Source organism: Sphingobium sp. ZW T5_29 (genome assembly GCF_044987515.1).
In the GTDB taxonomy this organism is placed as follows: domain Bacteria; phylum Pseudomonadota; class Alphaproteobacteria; order Sphingomonadales; family Sphingomonadaceae; genus Sphingobium.
In genome coordinates, this window is the sequence record NZ_JBJDRM010000007.1 from 163,097 (window position 1) to 183,601 (window position 20,505).

25 protein-coding genes and 1 other RNA gene are annotated in these 20,505 nt (G+C 62.2%); 14 read left to right on the forward strand and 12 right to left on the reverse strand.

What is annotated here, in order from left to right; genetic code table 11:
* The first annotated feature begins 49 nt into the window (after window positions 1-49).
* Window positions 50-796, forward strand: a complete 747-nt coding sequence (locus ACI3KQ_RS08180; RefSeq protein ID WP_404956485.1) for an HAD-IIB family hydrolase — start codon at window positions 50-52, stop codon at window positions 794-796.
* A gap of 102 nt (window positions 797-898) precedes the next feature.
* Here ACI3KQ_RS08180 and ACI3KQ_RS08185 read toward each other — a convergent pair whose 3' ends face one another.
* Window positions 899-2,071 carry a glycosyltransferase gene (locus ACI3KQ_RS08185; RefSeq protein WP_404956487.1) on the reverse strand — a complete coding sequence of 391 codons (1,173 nt, stop codon included), beginning with the start codon at window positions 2,069-2,071 and terminating at the stop codon, window positions 899-901.
* A gap of 57 nt (window positions 2,072-2,128) precedes the next feature.
* On the reverse strand, window positions 2,129-2,692 hold the full coding sequence (locus tag ACI3KQ_RS08190) for a helix-turn-helix domain-containing protein (protein WP_404956489.1): 564 nt from the start codon (window positions 2,690-2,692) through the stop codon (window positions 2,129-2,131).
* Window positions 2,693-2,789: 97 nt separating this feature from the next.
* Between ACI3KQ_RS08190 and ACI3KQ_RS08195 the strand changes: the two genes are divergently transcribed.
* Entirely contained in the window at window positions 2,790-3,263 is a 474-nt protein-coding gene (locus ACI3KQ_RS08195; protein ID WP_404956553.1) for a DUF6456 domain-containing protein, read from the forward strand.
* Here the strand turns inward: ACI3KQ_RS08195 and ACI3KQ_RS08200 are convergent.
* From ACI3KQ_RS08200 to ACI3KQ_RS08215, 4 genes are read right to left on the reverse strand one after another with little or no spacing between them, the layout of a single operon-like run.
* Window positions 3,253-3,798, reverse strand: a complete 546-nt coding sequence (locus ACI3KQ_RS08200) for an NUDIX hydrolase (protein ID WP_404956491.1) — start codon at window positions 3,796-3,798, stop codon at window positions 3,253-3,255. The two genes, ACI3KQ_RS08195 and ACI3KQ_RS08200, sit on opposite strands and share 11 nt — an antisense overlap.
* Entirely contained in the window at window positions 3,795-4,475 is a 681-nt protein-coding gene (locus tag ACI3KQ_RS08205) for a TPM domain-containing protein (RefSeq protein ID WP_404956493.1), read from the reverse strand. The genes ACI3KQ_RS08200 and ACI3KQ_RS08205 overlap by 4 nt, the downstream gene beginning before the upstream one ends.
* A complete protein-coding gene (locus ACI3KQ_RS08210; RefSeq protein WP_404956495.1) occupies window positions 4,472-5,260 on the reverse strand; it encodes a TPM domain-containing protein in 789 nt (262 codons plus the stop codon). The genes ACI3KQ_RS08205 and ACI3KQ_RS08210 overlap by 4 nt, the downstream gene beginning before the upstream one ends.
* Before the next feature lie 3 nt (window positions 5,261-5,263).
* A complete protein-coding gene (locus ACI3KQ_RS08215; protein WP_404956497.1) occupies window positions 5,264-5,866 on the reverse strand; it encodes a LemA family protein in 603 nt (200 codons plus the stop codon).
* A 101-nt stretch (window positions 5,867-5,967) separates the two neighbouring features.
* On the opposite strand from ACI3KQ_RS08215, the gene mscL reads away from it, so the two are divergent.
* The 11 genes from mscL (at window position 5,968) to ACI3KQ_RS08270 (ending at window position 14,581) form a co-directional block, all read left to right on the forward strand.
* Window positions 5,968-6,396, forward strand: coding sequence for a large conductance mechanosensitive channel protein MscL (mscL, locus tag ACI3KQ_RS08220; protein ID WP_404956499.1), 429 nt, complete (start codon window positions 5,968-5,970; stop codon window positions 6,394-6,396).
* A 147-nt stretch (window positions 6,397-6,543) separates the two neighbouring features.
* Entirely contained in the window at window positions 6,544-6,810 is a 267-nt protein-coding gene (locus ACI3KQ_RS08225) for a hypothetical protein (protein WP_167303825.1), read from the forward strand.
* 139 nt (window positions 6,811-6,949) lie between these two features.
* Window positions 6,950-9,328 carry a chemotaxis protein CheA gene (locus ACI3KQ_RS08230; protein ID WP_404956502.1) on the forward strand — a complete coding sequence of 793 codons (2,379 nt, stop codon included), beginning with the start codon at window positions 6,950-6,952 and terminating at the stop codon, window positions 9,326-9,328.
* Window positions 9,329-9,338: 10 nt separating this feature from the next.
* Entirely contained in the window at window positions 9,339-9,776 is a 438-nt protein-coding gene (locus ACI3KQ_RS08235; RefSeq protein WP_404956504.1) for a chemotaxis protein CheW, read from the forward strand.
* A gap of 90 nt (window positions 9,777-9,866) precedes the next feature.
* Window positions 9,867-10,232, forward strand: coding sequence for a response regulator (locus ACI3KQ_RS08240; protein WP_404956506.1), 366 nt, complete (start codon window positions 9,867-9,869; stop codon window positions 10,230-10,232).
* Between the two features lie 44 nt (window positions 10,233-10,276).
* A complete protein-coding gene (locus ACI3KQ_RS08245; protein ID WP_404956508.1) occupies window positions 10,277-11,365 on the forward strand; it encodes a chemotaxis protein CheB in 1,089 nt (362 codons plus the stop codon).
* Window positions 11,362-12,234, forward strand: coding sequence for a CheR family methyltransferase (locus ACI3KQ_RS08250; protein WP_404956510.1), 873 nt, complete (start codon window positions 11,362-11,364; stop codon window positions 12,232-12,234). Before ACI3KQ_RS08245 ends, ACI3KQ_RS08250 begins: the two co-directional genes overlap by 4 nt.
* A 140-nt stretch (window positions 12,235-12,374) precedes the next feature.
* The gene (locus ACI3KQ_RS08255) at window positions 12,375-13,073 is read left to right on the forward strand and encodes an N-acetylmuramoyl-L-alanine amidase (RefSeq protein WP_404956511.1); all 699 of its coding nucleotides are present in this window, start codon (window positions 12,375-12,377) and stop codon (window positions 13,071-13,073) included.
* A 43-nt stretch (window positions 13,074-13,116) separates the two neighbouring features.
* An RNA gene (rnpB, locus tag ACI3KQ_RS08260) (RNase P RNA component class A) lies at window positions 13,117-13,517 on the forward strand.
* Between the two features lie 198 nt (window positions 13,518-13,715).
* Window positions 13,716-14,264: a J domain-containing protein gene (locus ACI3KQ_RS08265; protein WP_404956513.1), complete on the forward strand. Its 549-nt coding sequence runs from the start codon at window positions 13,716-13,718 to the stop codon at window positions 14,262-14,264.
* Window positions 14,237-14,581, forward strand: a complete 345-nt coding sequence (locus ACI3KQ_RS08270) for a (2Fe-2S) ferredoxin domain-containing protein (RefSeq protein ID WP_404956515.1) — start codon at window positions 14,237-14,239, stop codon at window positions 14,579-14,581. The genes ACI3KQ_RS08265 and ACI3KQ_RS08270 overlap by 28 nt, the downstream gene beginning before the upstream one ends.
* Here the strand turns inward: ACI3KQ_RS08270 and ACI3KQ_RS08275 are convergent.
* Complete coding sequence (locus ACI3KQ_RS08275; RefSeq protein WP_404956517.1) at window positions 14,574-15,005, reverse strand: hemerythrin domain-containing protein; 432 nt, start codon at window positions 15,003-15,005, stop codon at window positions 14,574-14,576. The two genes, ACI3KQ_RS08270 and ACI3KQ_RS08275, sit on opposite strands and share 8 nt — an antisense overlap.
* Before the next feature lie 122 nt (window positions 15,006-15,127).
* The gene (locus ACI3KQ_RS08280; RefSeq protein ID WP_404956519.1) at window positions 15,128-15,739 is read right to left on the reverse strand and encodes a superoxide dismutase; all 612 of its coding nucleotides are present in this window, start codon (window positions 15,737-15,739) and stop codon (window positions 15,128-15,130) included.
* Window positions 15,740-15,949: 210 nt separating this feature from the next.
* Between ACI3KQ_RS08280 and ACI3KQ_RS08285 the strand changes: the two genes are divergently transcribed.
* On the forward strand, window positions 15,950-16,513 hold the full coding sequence (locus ACI3KQ_RS08285; RefSeq protein ID WP_404956521.1) for a urate hydroxylase PuuD: 564 nt from the start codon (window positions 15,950-15,952) through the stop codon (window positions 16,511-16,513).
* A gap of 106 nt (window positions 16,514-16,619) precedes the next feature.
* Here ACI3KQ_RS08285 and ispZ read toward each other — a convergent pair whose 3' ends face one another.
* The 4 genes from ispZ to dapF form a co-directional block, all read right to left on the reverse strand.
* Window positions 16,620-17,267 (reverse strand): septation protein IspZ, encoded by a 648-nt coding sequence (gene ispZ, locus ACI3KQ_RS08290; protein ID WP_404956523.1) that lies wholly within the window; start codon window positions 17,265-17,267, stop codon window positions 16,620-16,622.
* A gap of 107 nt (window positions 17,268-17,374) precedes the next feature.
* Window positions 17,375-18,313 carry a signal recognition particle-docking protein FtsY gene (ftsY, locus tag ACI3KQ_RS08295; RefSeq protein WP_404956525.1) on the reverse strand — a complete coding sequence of 313 codons (939 nt, stop codon included), beginning with the start codon at window positions 18,311-18,313 and terminating at the stop codon, window positions 17,375-17,377.
* Window positions 18,310-19,641: a tRNA (N(6)-L-threonylcarbamoyladenosine(37)-C(2))-methylthiotransferase MtaB gene (gene mtaB / locus ACI3KQ_RS08300; protein ID WP_404956527.1), complete on the reverse strand. Its 1,332-nt coding sequence runs from the start codon at window positions 19,639-19,641 to the stop codon at window positions 18,310-18,312. Before mtaB ends, ftsY begins: the two co-directional genes overlap by 4 nt.
* A gap of 3 nt (window positions 19,642-19,644) precedes the next feature.
* Window positions 19,645-20,445, reverse strand: coding sequence for a diaminopimelate epimerase (gene dapF, locus ACI3KQ_RS08305; protein ID WP_404956555.1), 801 nt, complete (start codon window positions 20,443-20,445; stop codon window positions 19,645-19,647).
* Window positions 20,446-20,505 lie beyond the last annotated feature (60 nt).

Here is a 20,505-nt window from a genome sequence, read left to right on the forward strand (position 1 = left end):
CGCGCAGGGGCAGCGAAGCCCTTTTTCAACATCTCCAGGAGCTTGCCGGATGAAAGAGCTGATCGCGTTCGATCTCGATGGAACGCTGGCTGAAAGCAAGCAGGCGATGGGTGATGCGATGGGCGAGGCAATCGCCGGGCTCCTGCGCGTGGCACATGTGGCGGTCATTTCCGGGGGAGATTGGCCACAGTTCGACAAGCAGGTCGCGAGCCGCTTGCCCGCCCATGCGGACTTGTCCCGCCTGTGGTTGATGCCCACCACCGGGACCAAGCTGTTCACGCACAGGGACGGAACATGGTCGCCGGTCTATGCCGAATTGTTCGATGATGCGCAGAAGCAGCAGATTTTCAGCGCCTTTGACGCTTCGCTGGAGGCGACGGGATTTGTTCCGCAGGAAACCTGGGGCGACCGGATTGAAGATCGGGGCAGCCAGATCACCTTTTCGGCTCTGGGGCAGCAAGCTCCCATCCATGCCAAGGAAATGTGGGACCCCGATTTTGCCAAGCGGCGGGTGATCCAGGCGGACCTGCGGCAGCGGCTGCCTGGCCTGTCCATCAACATGGGCGGCGCGACGTCGATCGACATCACGCGCGAGGGCGTCGACAAGGCCTATGGCCTGAAGAAATTGCGGGATGCGAGCGGTATCGCGCTGGACGCCATGCTGTTCATCGGCGACGCGATCTTTCCCGGCGGTAATGATTATCCCGCCAAGCAGTTGGGCCTGGACACCGTTCGCGTGCGTGATCCACAGGAAACGCTGTCCGTGATCGACGCGATCGTGGCCTGCCAGAAATGAGGGTTCCGCCCGCGCTCGTGCGGTGGGGGGTGGGGGCGCAGTTGATGTTGGGTTGATCAGCTTTCGATCCGCCTGCGTCCGAACCGCTGCACTGGACGACATTTAGCCCTGCCGTGCGATACCCCGCAGATGGTGCAACAGCGTGTCGCCATTCGCGGCCCAGGTGAAGCGCAGCGCTGTATCCCGCACGGCTTCACGTTCGGGCGGATTATACAATATGGCCCCAATGGCGGCGGCGATGGCTTCGGGGTCGCGATCCACGATCTGGCCTGCTTCGGGACGGTCGAGCAGTTCGCGCGCGCCGCCCACATCGCTGATCACGATTGGTGTGCCGCAGGCGAGCGATTCGACCCAGGCATTGGCGAGCCCTTCGGACGATGAAGGCAGGGCCATCACGTCCGCAGCGGCATAGATGCGCGGCAGCCGGTCATGGGGCACGGAGCCGAGAAAACCGATGCGGCGGTCTACCCCCAGATCTTCGGCCTGTTTTTCCAACGCGCGCCGATATTGGCCCTGGCCGACGAACAGAAGCGTGACGCCAGGCAGGCGGGGGAGCGCCTGCACCAGCAGTTCCTGCCCCTTGCGCGGGATCAGCGCGCCGACACACAGGACGACCGGCCCTTCAAAGCCGAGCACGTCCTTCGCCGCGGCACGATCAGCTATTTCAAAACGATCCAGATCGACGCCGGTATAATGGACGCGGATCTTGTCGGCATCGATGCCCATCTTGACCATCGACCGGCGCATCGCGTTCGATACCGCCAGGAGGCCCGAAGCGCCTTCTGCGGCGCGCAAGACCAGTTTACGGGTATCGCGGCGCGCGCCCCAATAATGGATATCGGCTCCGCGCGCTTTCACGGAATAAGGGATGCCGAGCGCCCGCGACAGGCGCTGAGCCACCGGTCCGTCGGGAAAGAAGAAGCTGGCGTCGATGACGTCAAAAGGCCGCTGTTCGTGCAATCGCCGTACCAGTGGCAGGATGGCGCGAGTCATGTTGGCGACATTGAAGCGGGCACCGACCTTTGGAATGGTGCGGAAAATGGGGCGATAGACGGTCAGGTCCTGCCACCGTTCCTTGCGCGGGAGGGAGCGCAGGGGATCGTAGCTTTCGGCGAGGCTGAATGGCCAGATGGGAATGCCGACAGGAGCGATGACGGTCACATCGACATCGGGCCGACCGGCGAGTTCGCGCGCCTGCCGTTCCACAAACACGCCAAAATTCGGCCTGCTGATGTCGGGAAACAGGGTCGAAAGCGTAAGGACATTCAGAGTCATGGGTCCCCCATACCATGCCACGGTTAAACGAGGGTTAGGGACGAAGTAGCGATTTGGCTACAATTGTCTGACCAGTTGCACCGCCACGGCCCCCCATGGTGGGTCAGTGATGACCTGCTGGCGGCTGCCGCTGCCCAGCGGCAGGATGTGCAGCCGATCGCCTTCGCGGCCGATCAGCCTGCCGAACAGGAAGCGGCCTGCGTGGCGGGGCAGCAATATGTCGCGATTGAGCGCGCTGGCAAAATCGTCGGGACCGATGCGGCGGCACCAGATTTCATCGCCGCTGCGATAGTCGCCGATGCTGGCCGCGACCTGCACGCCGATCATGGCGTCGGCGGGAACGGGCGGAGGAAAAGATAGCGACCGGGTGGGCGCGCGCGCGCCTTCCGGCCCCAGCAGGGCGGCGACGGGCACCACGCTCTGTCCCGGCAGCGCGACAAGTTCGGAGGATGCGACGCCCAATGCCTTGGCGATGCGGTTCAACCAGTTGACCGATACGGTTCGCGTGCCGGTTTCAAGGCGGCCAATTGTCTGGGCTGTGGTCGGCGGCTGGCATAGAAGTCCGACCTGTTCAAGCGTCAGTCCCTTGGACTTGCGGACTTCACGAATGCGGGTGATCATGGCTGTTCCTGAAACTTTACCTATTTGGTTTTTTGCTCTTTCCTACAAAGCGTCGCTCATGGCAAGCCCCCGACCCTGGAACGGCAAGGAGGCGCAGATGCGGATGCAATTTGTGGAACAGATCATCGAAGATCCGGCGGGTCAGCAGCAGCGCGTTGCGGTGAATATCGGCGAATCGCCGCTCGCCTGGCTGCATGCACGGGGCCATTTGAGCGAGCGTCATTACCGTGCGGGGGAACTGCTGCGCGCTGACTGGGAAAAGGCGGGCATGTCCCCCCAGGTGACGATGCGGTGGGATGCCGCGCCAACCCAAAGCGGACGGGGGCGTCCCGCAGACCCGACGTTGCGGCAGATTTCCGCCCGTGATCGTTTCCATGCCGCCATTGCAGCGGCGGGGCCGGGCCTGAGCGACATATTGTGGCGGGTCGCCTGCGCAGGGGAAGGATTGGTGGCGGCGGAAAGGGCGCTGGGCTGGCCCAGTCGTGCGGGAAAGCTTGTGCTGACGTTGGCGCTGGATCGTGTCGCGGCCTGGTACAGGGTCGCGGGAGGAGGGGAGGGTGCTAGGCCGTGATTGCTGCGCCCAGCAGCAGGAGCAGCTTTACGTCGATCGCGTGCCCTTCACCGCGCCATGTTTCGACCTGCTGGGCCAATGTGTCGAGCGGCACGCGATGGACGCGAATATCCTCGCCGTCGACGCCGCCGCCATCGCCCGTTTTTTGGAGACCCCGCGCGCGGTAGAGAAAGAAGCTTTCGGATACCATGCCCGGCGAGCTGAAAAACTCGCCCATCGGTTCCATGCGGTCCGGGCGGTAGCCGGTTTCTTCCTCCAGTTCGCGGATCGCCGCCAGTGTCGCATCTTCCCCTTCGTCCTGGTCGCCGACCAGGCCGGCGGGCAATTCAATGCAACGCCGACCGAGGGGAACGCGGAACTGATCGACCAGCAGGACATGGCGGCGGCCATCTTCATCCTCATCAATGGCCAATATGACGGCAGCGCGGATGCCACGGGCGCGACCGACATATTCCCACCGTCCGCGTCGCTTTGCACTGATGAAGCGGCCGGTCCACATGACCTCTTCGCTGGCGGCCATGTCCTGTTCGCTCATAATTCGATCAACCTGTCGGGCAGTTCGTTGGGATTGTCGTCAAGATGGGGGAAATGCTGGCCCAGAACCACGCCGACGCGTTTGACCGCTTCGATCATGCCGTCAGCCGCGCGGCCTGCCCGCACGCCTTCGATCAGGGCGGCCATGGCGTCACCCCACACGTCGGGCGTGACCTTTTCACTGATGGGTGCGTCGGCGACGATTTCGGCACGATGTTCGTCGAGCGACAGGTAGATCAGCACGCCGGTTCGCCCGCGCGTGCGCCCCTGCGCTACGGCGCGGAACAGGGTGATCGCCTTTCGGCGGACCCGCCGCGCCTTGGTCGCGCGCGGCGTCAGCGCCATGCGTAGCGGCATCCAGGCCAGAGCGTAGCGGACGATCAGGAATTTGATGATAAGCAGACCGAGTAGCAGCGTCAGCAGCTTCCAGTCTTCCAGTTTATGGTCCCAACTTTGCAGCAGGGTGGCGCAGAGCGTTCGGAAATGGGCGGGGAACGCCGCGATGATGGAAAGGGCGAGGAACACTGCACCGATGGCCCAATGCAACCCGGCGTCGTGATAGGCGTCCGAGCGGCGCGCGACGATCGTGACGATTTCGCCGTCCGTGCCACGTTCCGCCGCTGCGACGGCAGCGGTGATGCGATCATGATCGGCTTGGCTGAAACGAACTGGCGTCACCAGCTGCCCCCTGCGCCGCCGCCACCGAAGCTGCCGCCTCCACCCGAAAAGCCGCCTCCGCCGCCCCAACCGGACCCGCCCCAGCCCGATCCGCCGCCGTGCCCGCCAAAATCGGACGGTCCCCAGAGAATGATGGGCGCCGATCCACCCCTGTAGCGCTGGCCGCGCTTGCCCCGGCCCGACATCATCGCGCCGAAGATGACGATCAGGACGAATATCCAGAAAATCGCCATGAAAGCGCCTCCGCCGGATGTGTCGCGCTGCCGGTCTTCGGCTTCGGCGGCGGCGGCGCGGGCCTTGGCTTCATCAGCGGGCAGGGACAGCAGGGTTGCGAGTTCATTGACGCCAGCCTCTATCCCGCCGGGAAAGTCACCTGCCTTGAAACGCGGAATGATGGCGTTGCGATAGATGCGCGCCGCCAGCGCATCCGTCACGACGCCTTCGACGCCGTAGCCGGTGGCGATCCACACTTTTCTTTCCTTAGGCGCGACCAGCAGCAAAGTGCCGTCATCGCGTTCCTTGCTGCCGATCTGCCAGGCCCGGCCTAACCGAAAGGCATAGTCGGAAATGTCATGGCCCTGCAGGTCCGGGATCGTTGCGACAACCAACTGCCGTCCGCTCTGCTTTTCCAGCGCGGCCAGCCTGTCGGTCAACGTCTGTTCCTGCTGCGGAGACAATAGCGCGGCGTCATCGACCACCCGCCCGGTCAGCTTGGGGAATATTTGCCCCTGAGCCGCTGGCGCGAAGGCCAGCAGCAGAAGGATCAGGAGCAGCCGACGAAACATGGGTTAGCCGCCGAAATCGACCTTGGGCGCTTCTTCCGCGCCGGGGGTCGTCGCCTGGAACGGCGTCATCGGTTTTGCACCGTGGATGATCTTTGCCCCGATCGCGTCGGGGAAGGTGCGGATACGCGTGTTATAGGCGCGTACGGCTTCATTATAGTCACGGATCGCGACGGCGATGCGGTTTTCGGTGCCTTCCAACTGCGACTGGAGGTCGAGGAAATTCTGATTGGCCTTGAGGTCGGGATAGGCCTCCACCGACGCGAGCAGCCGTCCCAGGCCCTGCGACAGTTGCGCCTGCGCCTGCTGGAACTGCTGAACCTTGGCAGGGTCCGACAGGTCTTCGGCATTGACCTGGACCGATGTCGCCTTGGCGCGCGCTTCGGTCACGCGGACGAGCGTGTCCTGTTCCTGCTTACCGGCGGCCTTCACCGTTGCAACGAGATTGCCAATCAGGTTGGCGCGGCGCTGATACTGCGCCTGCACGTCGGCCCATTTGGCTTTTGCCGCCTCTTCCGCCGTGGGGACGCTGTTGATGCCGCAGGCAGACAGGGCGAGTGCGCCCATGATAGCCAGAAGGGCGTAGGAAAGTCGGCGCGGGATCGTCATGGAACATCCTCAGCTTTTGTTGCGTCCCCGGAAATAGGTGGTTGTCGGCATGCGCGCAACGGCCCATTCTGCTTTATCGCAATGAGGACAAGGGGTTCACCATGGGGCTGATCACGGAATTCAAGACATTCATCAACCGTGGCAATGTGATCGATCTCGCCGTTGGCGTCATCATCGGCGGCGCTTTCGCCACCATTACCAAGTCGCTGACCGATGATATCATCATGCCAGTGGTCGGATATCTGTTGGGTGGAGCCGATTTTTCGCGGTACTTCATCCGCCTGGGTGAAATTCCAGCGGGCTTTGGCGGGAACCCGCAAAGCTATGCGGATTTGAAGGGCGCTGGCGTCGCCATGCTGGGATGGGGCGAATTCCTGACCGTATTGGTCAACTTCCTGATCCTTGCCTTCATCATTTTCATGTTGGTGCGCACGGTGAACAGGCTGATGCCCAAGCCCGAAGCTGCGCCTGCCGCCACGCCCGAAGACATCATGCTGTTGCGGGAAATTCGGGACTCGCTGAAAAAATAATATCGTTTCTGCGACGAAAGGAGTTGTGCGACGGGAACCAACCTTCGCGCGGCCAGTTGATCGGCGTCAGGGTCCCAAGGCTGCATGTGCGGCCCGGATCCTTGCCGAATGACGTCAGCCCCAGGGGGCGCAACAGGAGAATACGCCGTGAAAACCATCGTCTCAGTTCTGGGCCTCGCCAGCTTGATCGCACTCGCAGCGTGCGATTCGAAGCAGGAAAACCAGGTCGAGAACGCTTACGAGAATCAGGCGGACGCACTCGACAACCAGGCGGCTAACATGGAAGCCATGGCCGACAACCTGGCCGGTAACGCTGAAGCCGCTGCTGAAAACGCCGCGGATTCGCTGGAAAACAAGGCTGAAGCGACACGTGAAGCGGGTGAAGCCGCTGCGGATGCCGTCGAAAACCGCTAAGTTTCGTTTCTGAAGCTAAGCCGAATGGGCGCCGTGACGAAGGTTGCGGCGCCCATTTTCGTGTAGGACTTCATCGCTTTAACGGCGATTTAACCACGCTGTCCCATGGTGCTGTCGCGCGGATCCGTGGGACGTAAGAATGGACGATCTACTTCAGGAATTTATTGCCGAGACGCAGGAAACGCTGGAAGCGCTCGCCGGTGAGATTGTCGCCTGGGAAGCTGATCCCAGTGATCGCGACCGGTTGGATGCTATTTTCCGATTTTTCCACACGGTCAAGGGCAGCTGCGGCTTCCTGAACCTGCCGCGTTTCGAGCGGTTGAGCCATGCGGCCGAAGACGTCCTGTCGGATTTACGCAGCGGGCAGCGCAGCCCCGACGCAGCGACCGTCAGTGCGGTGCTGGGCGTCATGGACCGGATTGGGGAGTTGGCCCAAGCCGTGGCGATCGGCGCTGCACTGCCCGACGAAAATGACGATTTGCTGATCGGCGCTCTGTCCGCCGATGCACCCGGCAACATCGCGCTGGAAACGGGACCGATCGTCGTGCCCGCGCCGGAACAACGCGTTCGGCCGGGCGGGACGCAAGCGGTGCCCCGGACCATTCGCCTGCCGCTTTCGCTGATCGACCAGTTGATGAACGGCGTGTCCGACATGGTGCTGGCGCGCAACGAATTGTCCCGGCAGATGCGGGAACGGTCGGGCGACCCAGAACTGGAAAGCGCATTCGAACGACTGTCGACCTGCGTCGCCGACATGCGCGACGCGATATCGAAGACGCGGATGCAGCGCGTCGACCGCCTGTTCACTGCGATCCCGCGCATGGTCCGTGATCTGGGGAGGGAATTGGGCAAACGCATCGACCTGACGCTGGAAGGCGGCGATGTGGAAATGGACCGCGAGATGGTGGAGATGGTGGTCGATCCGCTGACCCACATCGTCCGCAACAGCATCGACCATGGCATCGAAACGCCTGATCGTCGGCGCGCGCTAGGCAAGCCCGAAGTCGGCGCGCTGAAGCTGGAGGCCCGTCAGTCGGGCAACCAGATCGTGATCGAGGTCAGCGACGATGGTCAGGGCATCGATACGCAGCGGCTGGTCGAAAAGGCCGTGCTCGCCGAAACGCTGACGCGGGATGCGGCGAATCGCATGAGCGAAGCAGAAAAGCTGGAGCTTATTTTCCATCCGGGCCTGTCGACCGCGCAGCAGATAACGGCAATTTCGGGCCGGGGCGTTGGGATGGACGTGGTCCGGGCCAATGTGGAGCGGATCGGCGGGATCATCTCGCTCGATAATCAGCCGGGCAGGGGGCTGCGCATCATTTTGCGCGTGCCTTTGACGCTGACGATCATTCCGGGTCTTATCGTCCGGGCAGGCGGGCTGCATTTTGCCATGCCGCGCGCCGCGGTGGTGGAGATATTGCACGATAACAATGCCATGCTGCGGATCGTCGAAGTGGGTGGAGCCAAGATCGCGACGATCCGATCGGTGCGCCATTCCATGATCGACCTGGAACATGTGCTGGGGATGGAAACGCTGCCCCAAAGCGGTCCCCGAACTATCATGGTGGTGCGGTCCGGCACGGGTGTTCCCTTTGCCATGGGCGTCGCGTCGGTCGAAAACCATGAGGAACTGGTTATACGTCCTGCATCCCCACTGATCATGGCGAGCGGCGTTTATGCTGGCATGACGCTGCCGGACAATGGCAAGCCGATGTTGCTGCTGGACGCGGCAGGCCTTGCCAATGCGGCGGACCTGCCCAACGTCGTTGACGATTGCGCCCAGCGTCACCTGGAAGAAGACGAGATGAACGGAGCGGCGGTAGAGATGATCCCGGCGCTGCGGTTCGAGGAGCTTTCCGGGGAACGCAGGCTGATCCAGCTGTCGGTGGTCGAGCGGGTCGAAGATATCGATACCGCAGCATTCGGCCGGTCTGGCGCCCGTGCTTTCGTCCGGCTGGACGGCGGGCTGGTGCCGGTGGTCAACGGCGTCCACAGCTTTGGCGCTTCAACTGTTTCTGCGCTGCGTATCCGTGATGGCGCGCGCGAAGCCTGCTATCCGGTGGCGGCAGTGCTGGACATCATCGACATGCCATTGGTCCCCGACATGGTGGCCATGCATGGCATGTTGAGCGGCGTGTCCGTAATCGATGGCGAGCATCTGGAGGTCGTCAACCCCTTTGCCCTGTTCGCCGGGTTACCCGGTGAGCCGGTCCATGAGCGGTCGCGGGGCCGTTGTGTCCTGGCGGACGGGGATGACGGCTGGACGCGTGAAATACTGGCGCCCCTACTTCGGCAGGCGGGGCATGAGGTGGTTCTGGGCCTGCCGACTGACGAGCCGGTCGACCCGTTGGATGTCGTGCTGAGTTCCGGGCCGGACCTGTCGCAGGCCGCCGAAACGCTGGGCTGCCGCGTCGTTCACCTGCGCGCGTCGCTGCGGCCATCGGGACCGCGGGACGGCAGCATTTATCGATATGACCAGGACGCGCTGATGGCCGCTATCGCCGGCGTCGGGCGCTGAAGGAGCAGTCATGGATCAGCTTTATCTTCTCGCGACGTTAGCGGGCACCAGGGTGGCGGTGGATGCGCATGAGGTCGAGGCCGTCGTGCGCCTGGCCGATGTTTCGCCGGTGCCGGGAATGGCCGCGCATGTGGCGGGGCTGTCTGCGCTGCGCAGTCGCGTCCTCACCATCATCGATGTGCCCGCGCTCATCCGGGGCAAGGCCATCTTTGCTGGAGAACGCAGCTACGCCATCATCGCGGAGATCAGTGGACACAGCTACGGCCTGATGGTCGATGCTGTCCACGACATTTGCCAGGTGCCGGATGGAGGGTTGCCTCTGCGCGGTCAACTCGACCCCGCCTGGACGCCCTATGCCCGCGCGATCGTCGAGCATGAGGATCAGCCATATCTGCTCGTCTCCCTCGCCAGCTTTATCGAAACTGGATCGCTGGCGCAGGCGGCATGAAGTTGTTTGAATCTGTGCGTGTTTACCAATTGATCGGCTTTGTCGGTTAGGCCCGTCGGACGGGTTGCAGAAATTCAAAAAGGGACGCTCATGAAAAACTGCCTGGTAGTCGATGATTCCAAAGTCATCCGTAAAGTTGCGCGGCACATATTGGAATCGCTGGACCTGTCGGTCACTGAAGCGGTGGATGGACAGGATGCCCTGACCCAATGCGAAGCGGCGGCTCCTGATGTCGTGCTGCTGGACTGGAACATGCCGGTGATGAGCGGGATGGAATTCCTTCAGGCCCTGTCGACCGCAAAGGTGACGGCGCGGCCCAAGATCATATTCTGCACCACCGAAAATGGCATCAGCCATATCAAGGCGGCGGTTGAAGCTGGCGCGGACGAATATGTCATGAAGCCATTCGACCGCGAAACGCTGGAAAGCAAGCTGTCGATCGTCGGAGTGATCTGACAAGCCGATTCGCTTATCCTTCGTCCCCGCCCGAAAGCCAATCGATGTCCGCCGTCCAGCAGACCATGGTCAACAACAGCCAATCCAGCGCGATCCGCGTGATGGTGGTCGACGATTCGGTCGTGGTGCGGACGGTGATCGAACGCATATTGAACGGCGATCCGGCGTTTCAGGTCGTGCACAAAACCAACAGCGCCGAACATGCATTGGACTATCTGGCCGGGGAGCAGGTCGATCTGGTCCTGCTGGACATCGAACTGCCCGGCCAAAGCGGGCTGGTCGCTCTGCCCGCGATATTGCGCGCCAATCCGCAGGGGAAGGTCGTGATACTTTCGGGCAATTGCGACGAAGGAAGCGCGGCTGCCATGGATGCCCTGGCGCTGGGTGCGAGCGATATCTGCGCCAAGCCGGGTAGCGGCAGCTATGGCGAGCAGTTCCCCCGGATGCTGATCGATCGCTTGTCCCGTCTGGCGGCTAGCGACGTTCCGGCCCCGGCTGGAACCGGCGTGAAGGTGCCGGTGGTGTGCAGCCGGGTTCAGGCGCCGATCGCCTGCCTTGGCATCGGCGCATCGACGGGAGGCATTCATGCGCTGGGCAAGTTGTTCGCGGGCATGTCTGCTCCGTTGGGCGTTCCGATTCTGGTGACGCAGCATCTGCCAGCCAGCTTCACATCCTATTTCACGCAGCAGATGGGACGAATGACCCCCCTGCGCGTCAAGGTCGCCGAGCAGGGTGAGACCGTTAAGCCCAATATTATCTATGTCGCGCCTGGCGACGCCAGTTTGCAGGTGCGGCGGGTGCTGGAGGACCGCGTCATAATCGCCCTGAACCCGGAACGCACGGCTGGCGGATACCTGCCGGGCGTGGATCCGATGTTCGTCAGCATGGCGGATGCCTATGGCAAGGGTGCGGCAGGCATCGTCCTGACCGGCATGGGACGGGATGGAACGGCGGGCGCGCGCAATATCGTGGCGGCCGGAGGGTGGATCGTCGCGCAAAATGAAGCGAGCAGCGTCGTATGGGGGATGCCGGGATCAGTGGCCAGCGCGGGGTTGAGTTGCGCGCTGCTGGAGCCGGGAGCCATCATGGATTTTGTAGCGCGGCGCGGAAAGAGCAAAGGGTTGACACATTGAAGCCTTCCAATGAATCGCCGCAGCAGGGCGGCGCTCGCATCTTTTCTGCCCTGCTGGCGTCGCGCACAGGACAGATATTGTCCGAAAGCCGTGCATGGCGGATGGAAACGGCGCTGAAGCCTGTGATGCGCGCCCATGGTGTTTCTGAGATCGATGAGCTGGCCGCGAAGCTGTTGGCGAGGCGGGACAGTGGCCTTGAGGACGCGATTATCAATGCCCTGCTCAATAACGAAAGCAGCTTTTTTCGCGATTTGCAGATATTCGACATGCTTAGCCGTCAGATACTGCCGTCCATCCACATGAAGCGGAAGGACCGGGTGCTGCGCATATGGAGCGCGGGATGTTCGACCGGCCAGGAAGCCTATTCGCTCGCGATCCAGTTTCAAAATGACATGGCGCGGTGGCGTGGATGGCGGATCGAGATACTGGCAACCGACATTTCCACTGCCGCCGTCGATCAGGCGCGATCGGGCATATTCACGCAAATGGACGTGCAGCGCGGCCTTTCCGTGGGAGACCTGATCAAGTGGTTCGAGCCGGTCGGCGACGATTGGCATGCCAGCCCCGAATTGCGGCGGATGATCGAGTTCAGGACCGATAATCTGTTCGAGCCACGTGCGCCGTCGGGCGAATATGACCTTTTGCTTTGCCGCAACGTGCTGTTGTATTTCACACCGGAGCGACGGCAGGATGTCCTGCGCCTGCTGGCCCGCCACAGCCATCCGCAATCCGTGCTCCTGCTGGGCGCAGGTGAAACCGTGATCGGTCACAGCGAAGATTTCACGCCACACCCCGAATTCCGGGGAAGCTATGGTCGAAAGCCGGTGATCCCTGATGCGGCGGACGAATCCGTCAGGCGAGCCGGATAAGCGCGCGGCCCTTCCGTCGCCTTTTGCAGGTGCGAAACAGGGCTGCTTGATCACCCGCCCGCTCTGCGCCATGGTCAGGCAAGTGCGGTCGGGTGTATCCAGGGCGATCGGCAGATATGGGTGGGAACAGAGTTCTGGCGATGACCGACATTCCAATGATCGACACGCCTTCCCCCAATTTTGACGAGCGCAGCCTGCCTGTGTCCATGCTGGTGTTGCATTATACCGGGATGCCTGACGCTGCGAGCGCGATCAACTGGCTCGCCAGCCCGGAATCGAAGGTTTCGGCCCATTATGTCGTGGCCGAGGATGGCCAGATCGTCCGCATGGTCGATGAGGCGAAGCGCGCCTGGCATGCGGGGCGCTCCTATTGGCGGGGAATCGACGATATCAATTCGGCCAGCATCGGAATAGAGATCGTCAATCCCGGCCATGAATGGGGTTATCGGCCATTTCCTGACATTCAGATAGGGTCGTTGATCCCCTTGATGCATGACATTATCCAACGGCACGGGATCACGCGCGGCAACATCGTCGGGCATAGTGACATCGCTCCCGCCCGCAAGCAGGATCCTGGCGAATTGTTCCCATGGGGGCAACTGGCCCGGTTGCGCCTGGCCCTGCCGCGACCGACCAGGAATCTGATGGATCCGCATTGGAGCGACGGCGGATTCATGCTGGCGCTGGAGCGTTTTGGCTATGACATTGCCGAGCCGGAAGCGGCGGTGGTCGCGTTCCAGAGACGATTTCGCCCCGAACTGATCGACGGGATCATCGATGGCGAATGCCGCGCCATCCTGCTGGCCCTGCTGCTGCCCAAGCCCAGGGGCGATGAATAAGTGGGGATGACGGATGCCCGCGCCATGTGTATAGCGCGTCGTGCCAGAGGGCCAGGCGGCCGCGGCGTGGCGGGTAACTTCCACGGCGAGGAAAGTCCGGGCTCCACGAAATGACGGTGCCGGCTAACGGCCGGCTGGAGTGATCCAAGGGACAGTGCAACAGAAAGCAGGTCGCTAAGACTTAGGTCCAGCGAAATTGAAAGGGTGCGGTAAGAGCGCACCGCGTCTGCGGCAACGCAAGGCGGCACGGTAAACCCCACCGGGAGCAAGACCGAATAGGGGCGGCGCGCAGGTAGTTCGAAAGGACTGCGCTGCTAGGCCTGTTTCGGCTGAGATCGCCCGGGTTGGTTGCTTGAGGGGCGGAGCAATCCGTCCCCTAGAGGAATGGCCGCCCATCCCCGGAAACGGGGTGGACAGAACCCGGCTTACAGGCCCTCTGGCATTTAGAGCGCGCTGCGTTTAATCGGACGCAGGTCGCGCGCTCTGGTTTTTTGTTATCGCATCGTTTGAAGCGCGAAACCGGTTCCCACTTTTGCGCACGATGCTCTAGATACTCCCCATCGGTAGGTGGGAAGGACGGATAGCGGTTTTTCATCAACTGCCGGGGTGGCGTTCTGCCTTTGGCTTAACTAATTTGGACCGATGGCACGCAGTAGCCGATCAAATGACTGGGGCTTTCCCCGCTGGCGCAGCTACGGCTCTTCGCGTGAGGCGCAACAGGTGCGCATGTGCGACCGCCATGGTTGTGATAAACCAGGCGACTGTCCCGCGCCGAAATCCCCTAACAGCCCGGATCGCTGGTATTTTTGTGCCGATCATGCGGGCGAATATAACCGCAACTGGGATTATTTTCAGGGACTGGACAAGGAGGAGCGGGAACAGCGCGAGCGGGCGGAGCGGCGAGATGCGGGTGGGTATCAGAACAGCGCCTATCATGGTTGGGGCGGCCCCGGCGACGGCAGCCGATCCCGCGACGAAATGCATGCGCTCAAGGCGCTCGACCTGGAAGACGATGCGGATTTCGACGCGGTGAAGAAAAGCTGGCGACGCCTGGCCAAGGAAAATCATCCTGACGTGAAGCCCGGCGATGCGGACGCCGCGGTCCGCTTTCAGACGATCCAGGCCGCCTATGAAGTCCTGCGGTCGGCAGAGGAGCGCCGCACATGGAAACCGCGGGAAACCGTCGATTGACGGATCATGTCCGTTCAAATTGGCGCAAAGCGGTGCTGGTCTGCCGCAAATGTTCAAAGAAGCTGGACGGCGGCTTCGGGCCCGAGGGTAATGAGCGACTTGCGAAGGCCTTGCGCAAGCATCTGGCCCTGAAGAAGGGACGCAAAGCGGCGGCGGGCATTGTTGAAGTCAATTGCCTGGGCGTCTGTCCCAAGGGCGCGGTGACGGTGGTCAACGGAGCGCAGGCGCGCGAATGGTTGTTGGTGCGCCGGGGTGCTGATCTGGATGAACTGGCGGAGACGCTGGACCTGCTTCAGGACCGGATCGCGGTCAGCTAGCGCGTTTCAGGGGCGGTTCCAGCCCCGCCTCGGCGAGCAGAGGCATCAGCAGATGTTCCTCTTTGCGCATCCGGTGGAGGATGGCGTCGATCATCTGTCGACTTTCGCGGCAAAAATCGCACCATTCGCGTGCGATACGATCATCGCTCCATCGGGACATATAGTGGGAAAATGAAGCGGCGATCGGCCCCATTTCCACCTGAAGCCGGGCTGCGGTGTCGCGCAACTGAGCATGCGCCTGGCGTTGCATGGATGGATAAAAAATTCGGTCTTCGAGTGCGAGGTGAGCCATCAGCTCTCGCGCCAGTTGCCAGCGTAGTGTGCCCAGTGGACGGGCCAAGCGGTCATCAGCGATAAGGGACAGAAACCGGTTTGCCAGTTTTTCGACAGCAACATGCTGTGCCTGTAATTGCGCGAGATCCATCGGGCCGCTTCCGTTCAACTACGGATGCTTATGACATAGCCCTGTTAATAAACCGTTCCGAAAACGAAATGAGCAACCGGGGTCATCCGCCGCTCGTTGGGAGCGGCGGATGGCATTATGGATCAGCCCGGCTGGTCGGCGCGGCTCGCGCCTTCGCCGTCGAGGTTCAGCGCGACGAAGTCCCAGTCGATCGCTTCCTTGAGCAGGCGTTCGGCATAGTTAGGGCGCAAGTTCCGATAATCGATATAATAGGCATGTTCCCATACATCGAGGATCAGCAGCGGCGCATGGCCGTGGGCAACCGGCGTGTCGGCGTCGTGGTAGCTGGTAACCTCCAGCTTGCCGTCGTTCAGGATCAGCGCAGCCCAGCCGCTGGCGAAATGGCCCACTGCCTCCGCCTTCAGCTTGTCGAGCAGCGCGTCGACCGACCCGAAGCCTTCGTTGATGAGGTTGAGAAGCTGGCCAGACGGCTGCTTCTTTTCGGGCGAAAGGCAGAGCCAGTAGAAGCTGTGGTTCCAGATTTGCCCGACCTGATTGAACAGCGCGCCCTTGCTGCTCTTGATCAGGTCGACCAGCGACTTGCCCTGAAGCGCGGGGTCGGCGGCGACCAGTTCATTGGCTTTTACGACATAGGCATTGTGATGCTTGCCATGGTGAAAATCGAATGTTTCGACCGAAAGAATGTCGCCAAAGGCATCCTTGGGATAGGGAAGATTGGGCAGCACAAAGGCCATGTCGGAACTCCTCGGGTTCTGGGATGGATGGCCGCATAACGGGTATGCAGCCGGAAGGGTCCCCGCCCGTAGCAGCCTTATTGCACTGCAGAAAACAGGATATTTTCGTTTAAGGCAGCGGAATTATCCATGTGACAGCAGCGTAACGATGACTTAGAATCACCGGTCAGGCCGCTCGTTAGCAGCGGCTGGACAATAGGGGACGGATCAATGGCAAAATTTTTCGGCAATTTGCATTTGGTGCTGGCCGCAGGGCTGGTACTGGCGCTGATCGTGATTTTCGCGGTGCCTGCGAACACAATAGCGGAACAGGCCATCCTGCGCTGGCTTCACCTGTTTTTCGGTGTCGTCTGGATCGGGCTTCTTTATTATTTCAACTTCGTCCAGATCCCGACCATGCCCAAGGTTCCGGTCGAACTGAAACCAGGCGTGTCGAAATTCATCGCGCCTTCGGCGCTGTTTTTCTTTCGCTGGGGCGCCGCGCTGACCGTGCTGACCGGCGTAATCATCGCATGGCGCAGTGCCTATCTGGTGGAAGCGTTGACGTTCGTGCCCGGTTTCGTGCTGATTGGCATTGGCATGTGGCTGGCGCTGGTGATGGCGTTCAACGTATGGTTCATCATCTGGCCGAACCAGAAAAAGGCGCTGGGTATCGTCGCGGCTGAAGATGCGGCGAAGGCCAAGGCGGCGACCACCGCCATGATCTTTTCACGCATGAACACGCTGCTGTCGCTGCCGATGCTGTATTGCATGATCAACTTCAACGGCGGTTGACCTGTTCTTTCGGGCGGGGCTGGGCGAAGGCCCGGTTCCGCCCTGAACGAATGAGTGCACTCTGGCCATTTGGACTGGACCCTGCCTTCGCAGGAGTAAGGTTGGATCAGCCCTGCGGCGGGGTGGTTTCGCCGATTTCCTCGCTATCCAGATTGTTGCCCAGTGCAAGTCCGTGGCGCATCAACATCGGGATGTTTGCCAGCGCAAAGAGAAGCGAGACTATGGTGACGCCCCAGACCTTGATCGCCAGCCATGCGTCGAAGCTCATCGATTGACGCATCACTTCGTTGGCGACCGCCATGGCCGCGAAAAAGACGCCCCAGTTGCGCGACAGCTTGCGCCAGCCTTCGTCGGTCAGTCCGTCATAGGCTGCCTGCAATATATATTTGAGCAGCGCCTTGCCGCGCAGAAGGCCGCCGAACAGCATCAGCGAGAAGAAGCAGTAGATGATGGTCGGCTTGATCTGAATGAAGCTCTGATCCTGGAAGTAGATGGTGAGACCGCCAAAGAACAGGATCAGCATTGCCGACAGCCACAGCATCGGCGACACGCGGCCCAGCTTCACCTTGGAAATGATAACGGCGATGACGATCGCGGCCATGAAGGCGGCGGTCCCCAGGCTCATCGCGGTAATCGGGTTGGAGGCGCCCCAGAACCAGCCAGCGCCCTTGTAGGTCAGGAAGAAAACGAGCAGCGGCCCGAAATCGAGGGCGAGGCTGAGGTTGCCGTTATGAGCTGGTTTGGTGTCAGGCATTTTTGTTCGGCTCCGTGTTCCTGCGAAGGCAGGAACCCAGTTCGGACGGGGGGACTGGACTCCTGCCTTCGCAGGAGTACCGGGTGGCTGTTGCAAAATGCTTTGGGTTACCGCGCATAGGCGGTCCCCGCGATCGCCCGCGCCATGTCCCCGGCATCGAAGGGGCGCAGGTCCTCTATCTTTTCACCGACGCCGATAGCATGGATGGGCAGGCGATATTTCTCCGCCGCCGCGACCAGGACGCCGCCGCGCGCGGTGCCGTCCAGCTTCGTCATGACGAGGCCGGTGACTTGCGCGACTTCCTTGAAAACCTCGATCTGGTTCAACGCATTCTGTCCCGTGGTGGCATCCAGCACCAGCACAACGTCATGGGGTGCGGCCGGGTTCAACCGGCCGAGGACGCGGCGAATCTTGGCCAGTTCGTCCATCAGTTCGGTCTTGTTCTGAAGGCGGCCCGCCGTGTCGACGATCAGCACGTCGATGCCGGTCGCGGTTGCCTGTTTGACCGCGTCGAATACGATGCCCGCCGCGTCGCCGCCTTCCTTGCCCGCGACGATGGGGATGCCGAGGCGGTCGGCCCAAACCTTTAATTGCCCGATCGCGGCGGCGCGGAAGGTGTCGCCCGCAGCCAGCATCACGCCATAATCCTGCTCCAGGAAATTATTGGCGAGCTTAGCGATGGTGGTGGTCTTGCCGGAGCCATTGACGCCGATGACCAGAATCACTTGGGGGCGAGGAAAGGCTTCGATCTCGAGCGGACGTGCGACCGGGGCGAGAACCTTCTCGATCTCCTCCGCGATGATTTCGCGCAGATAGTCTTCCGTCAGTTCGCGATTGTAGCGGCCTTCGGACAGGCGATCACGCACGCGGGCGGCCATGGCGGGGCCAAGGTCGCTGACGATCAGCGCTTCCTCGATCTCGTCCAGCGTTTGTTCGTCGAGTGCGGCCTTGGTGAAAATGCCGGTGAGGTTTTCGCCGAGCTTGTCGGAGGTGCGCTTCAAGCCGCCGAAGAGGCGGTCGCGCCAGCTGGTGCCGGGTTCAGTCATTGCCGAGCCTCTTGCGCGATCAGCACGCCATTCTCAAGGCCCGTGATGGTTGCGGACGTGATGGAGGAGGGGGGCTGGGGCGTTTCGAAGCGCACCGGGGCGAAATTTTCCGCATGTCCCGAGAGGCCGTTGCGCTCGACCAGCACCAATTGGGCGCTGCCGATGAGGCTTTGCAGCCATTGCTGGCGTTGGGTTTCGCAGGCGGAGCGGAGGCGGGCGGCGCGGGCCTTTATGTTAGCACGATCGACTTGGGGCATGCGGGCGGCGGGGGTGCCTGCGCGCGGTGAGTAGGGGAAGATATGGCCGTGGACGATGGCGCATTGCTCGACCAGCTTCAGGCTGTTTTCGAACATCGCCTCATCCTCGGTCGGGAAACCGGCGATGATGTCCGCGCCGATGCTGATGGCGGGGCGGGCGGCCTTCAGGCGCTCAACTATGCGGATGGCGTCGGTGCGACTGTGGCGGCGCTTCATGCGCTTGAGGATCATGTCGTCGCCCGCCTGGAGCGACAAATGGAGGTGCGGCATCATGCGCGGCTCATGGGCGATGAGGTCGAAGAGCCGCTCGTCAATTTCCACGCTGTCGATGGAGGAGAGGCGCAGGCGGGGCAGGTCGGGCACGGCTTTCAATATGCGTTCGACCAGCAGGCCGAGCGAGGGCGATCCGGGGAGGTCTGAGCCATAGCTGGTGACGTCGACGCCGGTGAGCACGATCTCCTGATAGCCTGCGTCTACAAGCTCGCGCGCCTTGTCGATGACGGCGCCTGCAGGGACGGAGCGGCTGTTTCCCCGGCCATAGGGGATGATGCAGAAGGTGCAGCGATGGTCGCAGCCATTTTGCACTTCGAGAAAGGCGCGGGCGTGCTCGGCAAAGGCGCTGGCCATGTGTGGCGCCGTGTCGCGAACGGCCATGATGTCGGAGACCCGGACTTTCTCCGCTGCCTCCAGCACATCCGTCACCCCAGCGGAAGCTGGGGTCTCGGGCGGCAGGGAACGGTGTTGGGCCTGAGATCCCGGCTTCCGCTGGGATGACGGGTAGTGGGAGGGGTCGAGTTTCTCGTGGTTGCCTATTACCGCGTCGACCTCCGCCATTTTGGCGAAGGTTTCCGGCTCGGTCTGTGCTGCGCAGCCCGTGACCATGATCCGTGCCTCTGGCCGGTCGCGCCGGGCGCGGCGGATGGCTTGGCGGGTTTGGCGCACGGCTTCGGCGGTTACCGCGCAGCTGTTGACGACGATCAGGTCATCCTGCCCATCCGCCATTTCGCGGATCGCCTCGCTCTCCGCGATGTTGAGGCGGCAGCCGAGGGTGATGATCTGCGGGCCGCTCATGCTCTAAAAGCGGGTCCAGTCGGCCTCGCCATCGAAGACGTGGGTGGCGGGGCCGGTCATCAAGATGTGCCCGCCGGGTTGCCAATCGATGACGAGGTCGCCGCCGGGCAGGGTCACGCGGGTGGGGCCGCTGACGAGCTTGCGCCGCACGGCTGCGACGGCTGTTGCGCAGGCGCCGGTGCCGCACGCGCGGGTGAGGCCAGCGCCGCGCTCCCACACGACAAGGCGGATATGATTGTCGCCGATGACCTGCGCGAAGTTCACATTGACGCGGGCTGGGAAGAGCGGATCGGTCTCGATCAACGGGCCTAAACGGTCGAAGTTCACACCATTCATATCGTCGGAGAAGAAGACGACATGCGGGTTGCCGACATTGACGGCGGCGGGGGCGGGAAGGTCTTCCCAGCTGACCGGCATGGTCAGCGTGTCCATCGCGTAGGCGAGGGGGATCGCGTCCCAGTCGAGCCGGGGCGCGCCCATGTCGACGGTTGCGCCGCCATCGATCGCCTTGGCTTCCAGCAGTCCTGCCCTGGTTTCGATCAGCACGTCGCGGCCGACGAACAGGGGGACGCAGCGGGTGGCGTTGCCGCAGGCTTCGACTTCGCTGCCGTCGCTGTTGAAGATGCGCATGGATACGTCCGCGCGATCGGACTGGCCGATGATGATGAGTTGGTCGCAGCCTATGCCCGCGTGGCGGTCGGCTATGGCTTGGGCGCGCGTGGCGGTCATGTCGACGGCGTCCTCGCGCGCGTCGATGACGACGAAGTCGTTGCCCAGTCCGTGCATTTTGGAAAATCGGCCCATAATGGTCGGGCATGTAGGGGGTGTGGGGGGAAAAGGCCAGTCCATCCCGACATCCGGGAG

What these genes read in the sequence shown, in the direction of transcription:
- ACI3KQ_RS08185 (WP_404956487.1), bottom strand. Translation starts at nt 2,071, where the DNA reads ATGACTCTGAATGTCCTTACGCTTTCGACCCTGTTTCCCGACATCAGC.
- mscL (WP_404956499.1), top strand. Translation starts at nt 5,968, where the DNA reads ATGGGGCTGATCACGGAATTCAAGACATTCATCAACCGTGGCAATGTG.
- dapF (WP_404956555.1), bottom strand. Translation starts at nt 20,445, where the DNA reads ATGGGCCGATTTTCCAAAATGCACGGACTGGGCAACGACTTCGTCGTC.
- ACI3KQ_RS08265 (WP_404956513.1), top strand. Translation starts at nt 13,716, where the DNA reads ATGGCACGCAGTAGCCGATCAAATGACTGGGGCTTTCCCCGCTGGCGC.
- ACI3KQ_RS08210 (WP_404956495.1), bottom strand. Translation starts at nt 5,260, where the DNA reads ATGTTTCGTCGGCTGCTCCTGATCCTTCTGCTGCTGGCCTTCGCGCCA.
- ACI3KQ_RS08275 (WP_404956517.1), bottom strand. Translation starts at nt 15,005, where the DNA reads ATGGATCTCGCGCAATTACAGGCACAGCATGTTGCTGTCGAAAAACTG.
- ACI3KQ_RS08270 (WP_404956515.1), top strand. Translation starts at nt 14,237, where the DNA reads ATGGAAACCGCGGGAAACCGTCGATTGACGGATCATGTCCGTTCAAAT.
- ACI3KQ_RS08180 (WP_404956485.1), top strand. Translation starts at nt 50, where the DNA reads ATGAAAGAGCTGATCGCGTTCGATCTCGATGGAACGCTGGCTGAAAGC.
- mtaB (WP_404956527.1), bottom strand. Translation starts at nt 19,641, where the DNA reads ATGAGCGGCCCGCAGATCATCACCCTCGGCTGCCGCCTCAACATCGCG.
- ACI3KQ_RS08200 (WP_404956491.1), bottom strand. Translation starts at nt 3,798, where the DNA reads ATGAGCGAACAGGACATGGCCGCCAGCGAAGAGGTCATGTGGACCGGC.
- ACI3KQ_RS08245 (WP_404956508.1), top strand. Translation starts at nt 10,277, where the DNA reads ATGTCCGCCGTCCAGCAGACCATGGTCAACAACAGCCAATCCAGCGCG.
- ACI3KQ_RS08235 (WP_404956504.1), top strand. Translation starts at nt 9,339, where the DNA reads ATGGATCAGCTTTATCTTCTCGCGACGTTAGCGGGCACCAGGGTGGCG.
- ACI3KQ_RS08255 (WP_404956511.1), top strand. Translation starts at nt 12,375, where the DNA reads ATGACCGACATTCCAATGATCGACACGCCTTCCCCCAATTTTGACGAG.
- ACI3KQ_RS08190 (WP_404956489.1), bottom strand. Translation starts at nt 2,692, where the DNA reads ATGATCACCCGCATTCGTGAAGTCCGCAAGTCCAAGGGACTGACGCTT.
- ispZ (WP_404956523.1), bottom strand. Translation starts at nt 17,267, where the DNA reads ATGCCTGACACCAAACCAGCTCATAACGGCAACCTCAGCCTCGCCCTC.
- ACI3KQ_RS08285 (WP_404956521.1), top strand. Translation starts at nt 15,950, where the DNA reads ATGGCAAAATTTTTCGGCAATTTGCATTTGGTGCTGGCCGCAGGGCTG.
- ACI3KQ_RS08215 (WP_404956497.1), bottom strand. Translation starts at nt 5,866, where the DNA reads ATGACGATCCCGCGCCGACTTTCCTACGCCCTTCTGGCTATCATGGGC.
- ACI3KQ_RS08280 (WP_404956519.1), bottom strand. Translation starts at nt 15,739, where the DNA reads ATGGCCTTTGTGCTGCCCAATCTTCCCTATCCCAAGGATGCCTTTGGC.
- ACI3KQ_RS08230 (WP_404956502.1), top strand. Translation starts at nt 6,950, where the DNA reads ATGGACGATCTACTTCAGGAATTTATTGCCGAGACGCAGGAAACGCTG.
- ACI3KQ_RS08240 (WP_404956506.1), top strand. Translation starts at nt 9,867, where the DNA reads ATGAAAAACTGCCTGGTAGTCGATGATTCCAAAGTCATCCGTAAAGTT.
- ftsY (WP_404956525.1), bottom strand. Translation starts at nt 18,313, where the DNA reads ATGACTGAACCCGGCACCAGCTGGCGCGACCGCCTCTTCGGCGGCTTG.
- ACI3KQ_RS08195 (WP_404956553.1), top strand. Translation starts at nt 2,790, where the DNA reads ATGCGGATGCAATTTGTGGAACAGATCATCGAAGATCCGGCGGGTCAG.